Source organism: Streptomyces sp. NPDC025721 (genome assembly GCF_055558595.1).
This window is the reverse complement of record NZ_JBVHMF010000030.1, coordinates 77,245-89,548: the sequence shown is the minus strand read 5'-3', so window position 1 is coordinate 89,548 and position 12,304 is coordinate 77,245. Positions and strand designations below refer to the sequence as shown.

General features: G+C 64.1%; 6 protein-coding genes and 1 pseudogene. 3 read left to right on the top strand and 4 right to left on the bottom strand.

Translation table 11 applies throughout. The features are described from left to right. Positions 1–570: 570 nt before the first annotated feature. Positions 571–1,020: a restriction endonuclease gene (locus ACZ4EF_RS31280; protein ID WP_467507471.1), complete on the bottom strand. Its 450-nt coding sequence runs from the start codon at positions 1,018–1,020 to the stop codon at positions 571–573. Positions 1,021–2,138: 1,118 nt separating this feature from the next. Here ACZ4EF_RS31280 and ACZ4EF_RS31275 point away from each other — a divergent pair. Beyond that, positions 2,139–2,336, top strand: a pseudogene (locus ACZ4EF_RS31275) (hypothetical protein); the annotation flags it as partial. Positions 2,337–2,417: 81 nt separating this feature from the next. Here the strand turns inward: ACZ4EF_RS31275 and ACZ4EF_RS31270 are convergent. From ACZ4EF_RS31270 to ACZ4EF_RS31260, 3 genes are all read right to left on the bottom strand, one after another. Then, on the bottom strand, positions 2,418–2,705 hold the full coding sequence (locus tag ACZ4EF_RS31270; protein ID WP_467507469.1) for a hypothetical protein: 288 nt from the start codon (positions 2,703–2,705) through the stop codon (positions 2,418–2,420). A gap of 171 nt (positions 2,706–2,876) precedes the next feature. After that, complete coding sequence (locus ACZ4EF_RS31265) at positions 2,877–4,523, bottom strand: UvrD-helicase domain-containing protein (RefSeq protein WP_467507467.1); 1,647 nt, start codon at positions 4,521–4,523, stop codon at positions 2,877–2,879. After that, a complete protein-coding gene (locus ACZ4EF_RS31260; protein WP_467507465.1) occupies positions 4,511–5,914 on the bottom strand; it encodes an ATP-dependent nuclease in 1,404 nt (467 codons plus the stop codon). The genes ACZ4EF_RS31265 and ACZ4EF_RS31260 overlap by 13 nt, the downstream gene beginning before the upstream one ends. Between ACZ4EF_RS31260 and ACZ4EF_RS31255 the strand changes: the two genes are divergently transcribed. Continuing rightward, complete coding sequence (locus ACZ4EF_RS31255) at positions 5,913–11,708, top strand: FG-GAP-like repeat-containing protein (RefSeq protein WP_467507463.1); 5,796 nt, start codon at positions 5,913–5,915, stop codon at positions 11,706–11,708. The two genes, ACZ4EF_RS31260 and ACZ4EF_RS31255, sit on opposite strands and share 2 nt — an antisense overlap. A gap of 15 nt (positions 11,709–11,723) precedes the next feature. Further along, a complete protein-coding gene (locus tag ACZ4EF_RS31250; protein WP_467507461.1) occupies positions 11,724–12,131 on the top strand; it encodes a hypothetical protein in 408 nt (135 codons plus the stop codon). The last annotated feature ends 173 nt before the right edge of the window (positions 12,132–12,304 follow it).

The window sequence follows — 12,304 nt, the reverse complement described above, 5'->3', positions numbered from 1 at the left end:
TGAGCAGGGGTCTCGCGCGAGCCCCCTGCTCACGCCGCGCTCTGTTTATGGCCTCCCGGACGCTTGCCCGGGTCTGGGAGCGGAGGGCGAACAGAGAAGTAGCCCGGCTAAGTTGCTACCCAGGAACGCGGCGATGTGCGTATGAGGTGCAGCGCCGTTGCTGTGCCCCGAGGTGGGAGGGGCGTTACATCGCTTCCGGCACGCCTAGCGGGCCGTACGCGAACCGCGGATCGACCGCGACCGCCGACGGCGCGGCCGGGGCGGCCTTCGCGGTGGCCTTGCGTGTGGCCGGGCGGCGCGACGTCGACGTGCTCCTGGCGGTGCTTGCCGGGCGGCTCGTTCCTGTGAGTGATCTCTCCGTGGAGTGGTGGGACGAACTACATGTCCCGCCACTCCTTCTTACGGTTCGGGCGCGCTGCGGAAGACGATGCCGACCCTCCCTGCGGGATGACCTCGGACACCTCCCACCGGAGGCGGTCCCCACTCTGGTCAGCGCGGACGGTGAAGTCCCCGAAGTTCAGAGAGGCAATTACCTGCCTCAATTCATCTGCTGCCTGCACCAGTTCTGCGCTATTTCCCTCCGCAAGCACAAAGACTTGACCCGAGCTTGCCGCGGCTTCCAGGGAGGTGTTTTTCACCTGAAGCGAAGCGATATCCTCTGCCCGGACCCATGACATGCCGTCGAAACTGCGAACCCATACGCCCTGCATACGGCTCCCACCCTGTACGCCACGTCTCGTAGCCCATGGCCTCGAACAGCTCACGCACCAGGCGCTCGAACACGAAAGGATCCATCTGCAGCAGGTCCGGACGCGAGTCCAAGCCGGTGACCGCCGCGGCGTCGGCGGTCAGACGGTAGCGGGACAGGTCGATCTCGACCACTGGGAGAACCGGCTCCAGGTCGTGAGGATGCTCGGAGACAACTGCGCCGATGCCTCGCAGGCACCGCTGCGGATCCAGGCCGGGCTCGTCCAGGACCAGCGCCTCGACGTCCGCACGGCGCGCCACCACACTGATCACACACGGTCGCACCCCCCCGGCCGGTCACCGGATCAGTCGCCGACACGTACCCGTTGAAGGCAATGGTGTCGACCAGGGCCGCAGGCGTCATCGAGAACACCTCGTCCAGGGCTCGCAAGGCCAAACGCGCCACCAGGCTGCGGTACAACTCGTTGATCTCGGTGTCTTTGCGCGGCTGCGCGACGATCTGCGCACGCCGCGCTACGAACCGGTACTCCGCCACCGCCGGCACTACTCGCAGGCCCGGCAGGTCGACCTTCAGCGCCACCTCTCGGGCCTCGGGCGCATATCCGGCCTCCGCCGCATCCCGGTAGCCAGCCGGCACCGGGGAGCGGCGGAGCATTTCCTCCACTGTCTCTGCCAGTCCCTGCGGCCCCCGCTCCACGAGGGCCTGTTCAACGTTGGGGTACCAGTTCTCCAAAGTCCTGGGGCGCAGCCGTAGGACGTCGGCCAGATCTGCCAACTGCTGTAGGACCTCCCGGGTGCGTTGTTCGGCCTCTTGAGTCAGCATGGCAAGGCGGCCCTGCTGCTCGGTCTTCTGGCGCTCTTTGTCTGCGCGTAGGCGTTCACGGTCCCGTGCCTCGGCATCTCGTTTGCGTTGTGCCTCCCGCTTGGCCAGGTCGGCTTCTAATCGGGCCACTTCCCTGGCCTTCTCCGTCTCCTGGCGCTTGAGCAGTTTCTCGCCCTGAGCCGCCAGCCGCGCCTGCTCGGCGGCCGGGCTTGGGGACCGCTTCACACGCCCCGGCCGCGCCGCCGCACGCTGCTGCGCCTGTTGTTCACGCCGGACCTCAGCCAGCTTGGCCTCCTGCCGCAGCCGCAGTGCTTCCGCCAACGCCTCCGCCACCGATCGACGCCGCGCCACACACACCCCCGGACCATCAGCCGTCGACACCCGCACTGCCCGTGCGGGTGTCTCTACGGCTCTACCCATCGGCACTGTCGAGGAATCTCCGACCTCAGGAACAGACGACTACGAGGCACTGCTGGCCGGACCCGCGCCATCGCCGCGGCCGTCCTCCGACAGGACTTGCTCTCGGCAAGTCCTCGGAGCTCATCGAGCGGCTCATCTGCACAGCTAAGCGGGCCTTCTTCCTGGCGGCACTCTCCTCCCTCTCCGACCGGTCTCCCGCACCGACTACGACCGCAAATGCGCCCAGGGCAAAACCCACACCCAAGCTCTCCTCAGCCTCGACCGACGCCGTATCGACGTCCTGTTCGCCATACTCCGCGATGGCACCTTCTACGAGCCCCAGCCCGCCGCAGGGTCAGCTGAACTCCGGGGGGATCCGCCAGTTGCACCACACAGTCGACCCTAAGGTCGAGCCCAAGCACCGGGTTCCCTCAGTCGCCCCCCGCGGTCATCTGCACGGGCTTGCCCAGCCGACGCCCGATCCATCTCAGGAAGCCGGACAGGACATCCACGCCCTCCAGACCTGCAACTCCCAAAGGTCGAGGCAGATCGACCGACTCGGTGTCGGCCCGGCGCACCACACGTCCGCCGTTGAGGGCAGAAGCCCAACAACCCCGCCCTCGGAGTACTCCCAGGTCCATCGGCTCGACCGGACCAGTTCGAATACCGCCTGCCAGTCCTCGACCGAGGTATCGGCCACGGACACATCCGGCAGAGCACCCATCAGGTCGAGGTCGAAGAAGTTCCTGACGTCGCCCCACAGCAGATTAGACATCCCACCATCTGCCCGCTGGCCTGTACGAACGCAGCCCGATTTCCTTTGACGAAACCCATAGGGGTCTCCGGAACTCGACTTGCATCACACTGACATCGGTGCTCCAACTACAATCCGAGAGTCGGCCTGGAGTGCCTTGTACCTACGCGCCACGCAGCGTCTCGCATCCATCTACGGGATGACGACGGCGTCCGCGAACCACTGCTGCGCGATGTCAATTGCCTTGGGGGGAGGGTCGGACAGGAAGACGACGGCGAGGCTGTTCACGGGGCGCGCGCAGCAGACGTAGAAGAGGTTGCGGGAGCGTTCGGTGCGCTCGGACTTGTCCGTTCCGGCGATCATCTTGCCGATGTCGAACTGCGTCCAGGCTCCGTCCTCGACGAGCACGACGACGTGGGGGAACTCGTCGCCTTTGACCCCGTGCTGGGTGGAGAACGGTGTGCGCTGGTCCCTGAAACGGCACAGAGAGATCATCTCCCGGTAGGCGACCTCGCGCACCTGTCGGGAGAAGTCGACGCGCTTCTGGTCGGCTTCGTCGAGGCCGTCGCGGTCAAGGTCTCGTTCAACGGCGCGAATCTTCGTCGGCTTGCGGAGCAGGCGCTTGTTGGCCACGAAGTCGACGACGTCGCCGATCGTGCCGACGCTGCGCAGTCGGTCGAGTTCGCGCAGCGTTGCTGTCATTGCGGCCTTCTGCGTGTGTCGGGTGATCTGCGTCCCGGCAACCCCGAGGAGGCGGCTCAATTCTCCGTAGTCGTTGCCTTCGTAGGCCGAGGAGATCTCCTCGATATCCCGCGTGTACTGCGCATAAGGCTCGGCAGCGTCCAGCAGGTCGTCGCGTCCGAAGGACCCTCGTTCGGAGTACACGGCGAGGAGGTTCGCGTAGTCCAGGGTCTCGGCGATGCCGCGGTGGGTCAGTTGGAGGTATTTGGTGTCCTGCTCGGTCCAGCCCTTGGCCTCCAGGGTGCTGCGTGCGGCGGCCAGTCGCTCCGACGCGCTGGGGATGGCCTGATTGAGGATCAGGTAGGCCTGTCCGTCGCGCGGTGGGCCGGCGAAGTGCTGCTGCAGCTCCGGCCTCATCCGGTTGAGGACGTTGATCACGGCCTGGGAGCACCGGAAGTTCTCGTGCTTGGTGATGCGGGTCAGCCGAGGGTCCTCGACCCTCCCGACACCGGTGCGGTAGATCTTCTGCATGGAGTCGCCGAACAGGCCGATCACGCATGCCGTGCCACGGATCCCGGCCAGGTGATCCAGGAGGATGTCGATGGTGGCCGGCTGGGTGTCCTGGTACTCGTCCACGAAGATCACCGGGAACCGGTCGGCGATGATCCGTGCCAGTTTCGGATACGTGGAGACCATCCAGTACGCCAGTGCCAGGACGTCGTCGTGTCCGATTTCGCCCCTGCTGAAGCGGCGCCCCCGATCCCCGTAAGTGATCTTCGTCCCGGGGGCCAGGCTCTCGTCGAGGTCCGGGGTGGGTGTGCGCAGGGTCTGGTTGTGGGCAAGCAGTTCGATGCGGAGCTGGTGTTGGAAGCCCTGGATGGTGTGCCAGAGGAACTCGTGGATGGTGCCGACGTAGACCAGCGGGTCGTCGGCGATGCGCTCGCTTATCTGGCGCTTGGCCACGTTGGTGTAGGTGATGCAGGCGATACGTCGGCGGGTCTGCGCGAGCTCGGCTTGGCGTGTGGTCAGCAGATGGCGAAGTCCGTGCACCAGGGCGGTTGTCTTGCCCGATCCGGCGCCGGCTTCGACGAGGAAGCTCTGATGGTTGTCCAGGGCCGCTTCGACCTGGGCGACGGTGTCCAGTTCTAGCTGAGCCACTTCAGGCCCTCTCGGATGTATCGGGGCACGGACCAGCCCGGCAGCAGCATCACGTCGAAGGCGAAGTCCGTCTTCTTCTTGCCGAGCCTCTTGGCGATCTGCAGGGCCTTGTTCTCGATGTCGGCCGCGGTCGGTGTCTTGCCCACCTCGGCAATGAAGGCTGAGGCCAGTTCCAGGGTGTGCAGACGGTCGGCAAGGGGCTGCGCGTTGGCCAGGATGAAGGCGTCCTCGAAGCTGCGGCCGCACGGAGCGCCGTCGCGTTCGGGCACCTGGTAGGCCACACGCACGTTGTCACGGGTCTTGTGGACCGAGTCGAGATCCAGCAGGGTCCTGACTGACTTCTCGCCGGGCAGCCACTGCTTGAGCGTGCTGTTGGCCGTCGCCGCGTTCACGGCGTCGGTGGGACAGGCACGACCGTTGTCGTCCGGGTCGACGGAGTCCAGGTCGGTCACGATCAGCGTGGGCACCCCGAGGAAAGCGAGCAGCTCCCGGAAGCGGGGCGCGTAGGCGTCACCGACTTCGACCACCGACACGTACTTGCTGGTCATCTCCGGTGCGCAGCGCTCAATCATCGCGGGCAGCAGGAGCCGTTCGGCCGCGCCCTCGATCAGGATGACCTTGTCGGCGAAGAACATGTCGCAGCGCTGGAGAACCATGTATTGCTGGAGGAAGCGCAGTGTCTCCTCGCCGCCGGGCTCGGCACGGACTCGGTGGCGGAACGTGGACAGGTCTTTGATGGTGACGTCACTACCAGCCGAGTCGAAGTAGCGGACGCAGGAGAAGCCCCCGCTGGCAACAATGTGCGAGGAGTGGGTGGTGATCACCACCTGCACGTTCCAGCTCAGTTGATCCTTAATGAAGGCGCGAATATTCCTGATGAAGGTCTCCTGCATCTGCGGGTGCAGGTGAGCCTCCGGTTCCTCGATGAACAGCACTTGCAACGCGGGCCGGGGACTCTCGCGCAGGTAGGCCTGATGGAAGCCGATCACCTGCAGGATGGTGAAGATCAGCTTGCTGTAGCCCAGACCATTGTGCCCCTCGGGCAGCGGCACGCCGCCGCCTCCGCCCTGGTACTGGATCCGTGTGCTGCCGCGCAGTAGGCCAGCCCCCTCGATCAGCGATACGACGCGGGGGCGTTGCCCCGGTGCGATCGTGTCGACCCCGAACGTCTGCCGCGAGGAGAAGAGAGGCCCGAAGAGCTCCTCGTAGTTCTCGTCAAGTTCCCTCGATGCGGCGGTCAACGCGGTCTCGATCTTGGCGATGCTCAGGTTCTGGCCTTCGACGTCACTGTTCGCCTTGTAGAACGCCTCGAAGGTCTTGGACAGGTTCCGGGTCTTGTCGGAGGGACTGTCATCGAACTTGTTCTGCGCATAGATGAACTCAACGGACATGACGCTCACGGCGGTGGCGACGTGGGAAGTAGTGGTGGATGCTACTTCGCCGGGGTTTCCGCTATTCATGCATCTACAGCTCTACCAGGCGTCAAACAACTCATTGGTCGCGGACCGATATGTCGACCTTGACAGTCCGGTGGACGGCGACACCAGCGGAAGTTGCATCAGGTGGATCGTACCGACGTTCCCTGAGAACCTGTGCGGCTTCGACATCGGCGACGGAGTGCTGCAGGGCAAGGCAGGGACGAATTACTACGCGAAGATCTATTTTCCGACCCAGCTCCAGGAACACCACGATTCTGCAGGAATATTTTATGTTCCCTATGCATGGGGCACTCCCGTGACGTCACCCACCGCGCCTGCTGTCTTCACCCCGGGAATTCCCGGCGGAATGGACGGTCAGTGCTCTTGCTCGCACCAGACCAATCGTGCGGATCCGGTCAACACCGCCACGGGAACGGTGACGGAGACGGTGACGGATGCGGTGGTGCCTGGGGCGGGAGTGCCGTTTGTGCTGGAGCGTTCGTATCGTTCGGATGCGAATTCGACGACGGGTCTGCTCGGGAAGGGCTGGTCTCTTGCTTTTGAGTCATCGCTGATCCCGGCGAGTGACAAGGCGACCCTGGTTGATTCCGATGGTGCGCGTGTGGTGTTCACGAAGAACGGTGACGGGTCGTACTCGACGCCGAAGCCGGTTCGCTACACGCTGGCGGCGGTCACCGGGGGATTCACCGTTACTGCATTGGACCACAGCACGCGCACGTTCGACCAGGCAGGCCGCCTGACCGCGATCAAGGACAGCGACGGCCGCGGTCTGAGTCTTGCCTACACCTCAGGCGTGCTCAGCGCCGTCACTGACGCTGCTGGGCGGACGGCCTCCCTTGACGTTGACACTGGCAGCGGCCGGTTGACCGCGGCGACGTTCGCTGACGGCCGTTCGGTACACTACGCCTATACCAGTGGCCAGTTGACCGGTGTTACCGGCACAGACGGCGGTGTCACGCACTACACGTACGACACCGCCGGGCAGCTAGCGACGATTGTGGATCCTGCGGGAAACACGATCACGCAGAACACCTACGATCCGACGACCGGGCGGATCACTCAGCAGATCGATGCCGACAACAAGACCACCACTTTTGCCTGGGTTCCGGCCGCTGGTGGGCCTGCCGGTTCCGGTGAATCCGATATGACGGACCCCAACGGGGGCATCTGGACAGACGTTTACCAGGCCGGTGTCCTGCTCTACAGTTATAACCCACTTGGGTACGGTCCAGATCGTACGTACGACCCGCAACTCAATGTCACCAGGAGCACGGACGGAAAATCCGCGGCGACCGACATGACGTACGACAGCCACGGCAACGTTATATCCGCACAGGTCGACACCACGTCCGAGGCGTGGGAGTACGACGCGTCGGACCGGTTGAAGTCGCACACGGACGGTCGTGGCCATAAGACGGTGTACGTGTATGACGGGTCCAGTGCGCGGCTGCTGTCTGAGTCGGGGCCGGCCGGGGTGACGTCGTACACCTACACGGCCAGTGGCCTGGCCGACACAATGACGGAGCCGGGGAACCGGGTGACCCACTATGGGTACGACAGCGTCGGTAATCTGACGTCGACGACGGATCCGGAGGGGAACATCACCTCCGCGACGTATGACAGTGCCGGTCGGGTGACGTCGCAGACGGATCCGCGGGGCAATGTCACGGGAGCGGACAAGGCGAAGTTCACTACGACGTCCGAGTACGACACTGCGGGGCGGCTCAGGAAGCAGACGGATCCGCTGGGGCATGCGACGTCGTACACCTATGACGACAACGGGAACGTCCTCACGGTGACGGACGCGCTGAATCACGTGACCACGTACGGGTACGACAAGTTCAACCGCCAGGTCTCGGTGACGGGTCCGGACAACAAGGTGTCGAGGACCGAGTATGACAAGGCGGGGAATGTGTCCGCCACGATTGACCCGGCGCAGAACAAGACCAGTTACACCTACGACGGAGCGAACCGGCAGGTGTCGATGACATCGCCGCGGGGGAACGTGGCTGGGGCGGACAAGGCGAAGTTCACCACGACCTACCGTTACGACGGCAGCGGCAACCGTACACGCACCGTGGACCCGTCCGGGGCTGAAACCGTGACGGCGTACGACGCTCTAAACCGCGTCATCTCGGTCACCGACGGTCTGAATCACGCCACGAAGACCAGTTACGACGGCAACGGCAACATTGCTACCACGACGGACGCCCGGAACAAGGTCACGAAGTTCACGTATGACGATGCGGACCGGCAACTCACGAGCACCGATCCGCTGAACAAGGTCACCACGGACGCGTACGACACTGCGGGCAATCACAAAAGCCAGACGTCACCTCTGGGCTTCGTCACCTCCTGGACGTACGACCTCGACGGGCGGATGCGGACCCAGGTCGACCCGCGCGGCAATGTGACGGGTGCGGACAAGACACAGTTCACCACGGCGTACGACTACGACCCGGCGGGGAATCAGACGAAAGTCACCGACGCTCTGGGCAAGATCACCCGGACCGACCACGACGCGATGAACAAGGTCACCCAGGTCACCGATCCGTTGAACCAGGTCACCAAGACCGAGTACGACGTGCTTGGCCGGATCGCGAAGGTCACCGGCCCTGACAACGCGGTCACCGGCTATACCTACAACGTCAGCGGGACGCTGGCGACCCGCACCGACGACAACGGGCACACGACGACATACGGGTATGACGATGCGGGGCGGCAGACCGATGTGACGGACCCGCTGAACCACAAGCAGTCCGTCGAGTTCGACCAGGACGGCAACCCGGCGAAGGTCACCAACGCGCGCGGGACCGTGTCCACAACGGCTTTCGACGGCCGGGGACTGCCCAGCGGAACGACGTATAGCGACAGCACACCGGCGGTGGGCTTCACCTACGACGCGACCGGGCAGCGCAAGACCGTCAGCGATGCGACTGGCACCCGGACCTACGGGTACGACGAGAACGGGCAGTTGACCGCAGTCACCCCGTCGGCGGGCAAGGGCGCGTTCGCCTACACCTACGACGATGCGGGCCACCTGTCCTCGCGCGCCCAGGACTACGCGGTCGGAGCGGCGCTGGACTGGTCGGGCACTGCCCAGACTGTGTCCGCGGATCTGAACGGGGACGGCATCACCGATGTGATCCGGACCGACGCCACCAGCACGGTCCGCACCTACCTCGGCCGCGGCGACGGAACCTTCACCGCCGGCAGCACCCTGACCGGTACGGGCACCGGGTTCAGCCAGGTCCTGCCGATCGACTATACCGGCGACGGAAAGACCGACCTGCTGGCGATCGACAAGTCCACAGGCCACCTCTTCCGCTACAACGGCAACGGTGCGGGCGGTTTCGCCGCCGCGTTCGACCTGGGCCAGGGCTGGGGCGTGATGACGCTGACCGCCGGGGACTTCAACGGCGACGGCAAGCAGGACTTCCTCGCGTTCAGCTCGTCGGCGAACACCATGTACTTCTACCCCGGCAACGGCACCGGCGGATTCGGCACCCGCACCACGGTCGGGCCCGGCTGGGCGACATACCGGCTGATCTCGCTGGACTACAACAGCGACGGAAAACTCGACGTCCTGGCCATCAACTCCGCCGACGCCCACCTGTACTTCTACTCAGGGAAAGGCGACGGCACCCTCAACCCCCGCACCGACCTCGGCGGCGGCTGGGGCGCGATGTACCTGGTGCCGGGCGACTTCAACGCGGACGGCAAGACTGACTTCCTCGCCCGCGACACCGCCAACAACAAACTCCGCTTCTACCCCGCCACCGGTACGGGCGGCTTCGGCACCTACATCCTCCAGACCGCCGACTGGACCACCTTCGGACTCCCGGCCACCGGCCAGTTCAACGCCGGCACCACCCTGGACATCGTCGCCACCGACACCACTAACCACCTGCGGCTGTTCAGCGGCGACGGCGCCGGACATCTCACCGGCGCCACCATCGTCACCGCCCCCGCCACCGGCAACAAGATCACGTACACCTACGACGACGACGGCCGCCAGAACTCGCAGCAGTCCGCCACCGGTACAACCGGATTCGGCTACGACCAAGCAGGCAACCTCACCTCGACCGTCATGCCTGGCGCCAACGGCTACACCGAGAAGCGCGGCTACGACCGCGACGGCCGCCTGACCGCCATCGGCTCCACCAAGGGCACCACCACCCTGGCCAACTGGCAGCTCACCCTCGACGACGCAGGCCAGCCCTCCCGCGTCGACGTCAACCGCCTCGGTAAACCGGACAGCCACCAGTACTACACGTACGACCAGGCCGGACGGCTCCTGACCGACTGCACTGCCGCCACCCAGGCCACGGCCTGCCCCAACACCGCCGCGGGCACCACCTACACCTACGACGGCGTCGGCAACCGCACCACCGCCACCACCAACGGCGCACTCACCACCTACGCCTACAACGGCGCCGACCAGCTCACCAGCACCCTGACCGGCACCACCACCCGCGCCTTCACCTACGACAACGACGGCAACCAGACCGGTGCAGGCGCTAACACCTACACCTACGACGCCACCAACCACCTCACCGGCCTGACCACCGGCGGCTCCACCTACACCTACGGCTACGACGCCGACGGCAACCGCACCACCGCCAAGACCAACGGCGCCACCTCCCGCACCACCGTTTGGGACACCAACTACGCCCTGCCCCAGGCATCGTCGGACTACAACGCCACCGGCTACCTCATCGCGTACTACCAGTACAACCCGCTGGAACAGATCCACGCGCAGACCAATAGCGACGACGCCGCGTTCTATTACCACCACGACCAGCTCGGCTCCGTCACCGACCTCACCGACGCAACCGGAGCCCTCCAAACCAGCTACACCTACACCGCCTACGGCGAATACACCCAGACCAACACCGCTACCAGCCCGCCCGCCAATCCCTTCGGCTTCACCGGCCAATACCGTGAACGCACCACCAACGCAGCCGGACTCAACCTCCGCGCCCGCAACTACGACCCCACCCTCGGCCGCTTCACCACCACCGACCCCATCAAACTCCGCGTTGACACGCCGTACAACTCCGCCTACTCGTACGCCGACAACTCACCAACCTCAAAGACAGACCCGACAGGCCAATGGGCCGTAAGCCCCGGTAGCATCATTGGAAAGCTGGCAGAACGAGAGGCACTGCGCCTCGGCCTCGGACAGACCGTCCGTACTGCAATCAGTGGCGTTACATGTGCTCTCGACCCCCTCGGATTCACGACCCACACGATTAGGGGAGACAAATACCTTTGGATTCTGCCCAAGCCGAAGGATTTGACGAAACCGCAATGGGATGAAGTGGTCGACGATTGCGTCGCAGATTCTCGATTCAACATGACGGAGTTCGACTGCCGCGAACTTCCCGTCATGGTCGTCGACGGCAACCTGACGCCGAATATCGCAGTTAATGACCAGACTGCCATACTCCGCGGCTACCCATTCATCTTGCACGCGAATCGTGATCGAAAGATTCGGTCCATGAAGCGCAGAGCCGCAGGCTGCAACGCTACGCACTGGAAGGGGCCCGGGACCTGCGATGAATACCCGTTCGCTTCAAGCCTGGAAGGCGGCTCTGGGTCCCAGATCATGGGAGTTCCGGGCACGGAGAACAGCATCCAAGGAGGTAAAATCAGCACCTTCTACCAGAACACTCCAGTTCGGCACGGTCAACGCTATCTCGTAAAAGTCATCAATGTGAAGTTGCCGCACGGGCTTCACTGATTATGGAGATTAGATGTGAGCAGAGTCCTCAAAAGAATCACGATGACGCCAGAGTACAGGCAGATCATGGTCCGCGATTTCGGCACTTCGGATGCGCCCGAATGGGAGACGGGTGATGAGCCGTTGGTGTGGCTTCCCGGGAGTTTCATGATCGGCACAGTCGACGATACGGATGGGGATGTGACCGTTGAAGTCAGACTCGGTGCTGCCGATACGCCAGGTGCGAGAACAATTTTCGACGGAATTTTCTCGTGCACTTCTGGAATCGTGAGTATTATGACCCCAACGGAGTATGACAACGAAACCCTGCGGCTGCCCAGGGCTGGTGACTGGAAGATGCGTATCGCCGTCAAGGGAGCCGAGCGGCCTGACTATGTAGCGATCATCTTTGATGATAAGGAATGGTCGACTGCATTGACATGACGCTGGCAAATTGTCACTGCGCTTTCGCGCTCCTGGTGCCAGCCTTTGACGAATCTTCACGTCGTCCGACCCAGACGTTTCTCTGCCACATGGAAGTTAGGCGGAGGCGAAAAGAAGAGGCGATGGGCATGAGCACCCTGATCGCCGCGACGACCGTCTCCCCGGCCTGGAGC

Bases quoted from the DNA above. Each gene is read 5' to 3' on its own strand.
- ACZ4EF_RS31260 (WP_467507465.1), bottom strand. From the start codon at position 5,914: ATGTCCGTTGAGTTCATCTATGCGCAGAACAAGTTCGATGACAGTCCC.
- ACZ4EF_RS31255 (WP_467507463.1), top strand. From the start codon at position 5,913: ATGACGCTCACGGCGGTGGCGACGTGGGAAGTAGTGGTGGATGCTACT.
- ACZ4EF_RS31270 (WP_467507469.1), bottom strand. From the start codon at position 2,705: ATGTCTAATCTGCTGTGGGGCGACGTCAGGAACTTCTTCGACCTCGAC.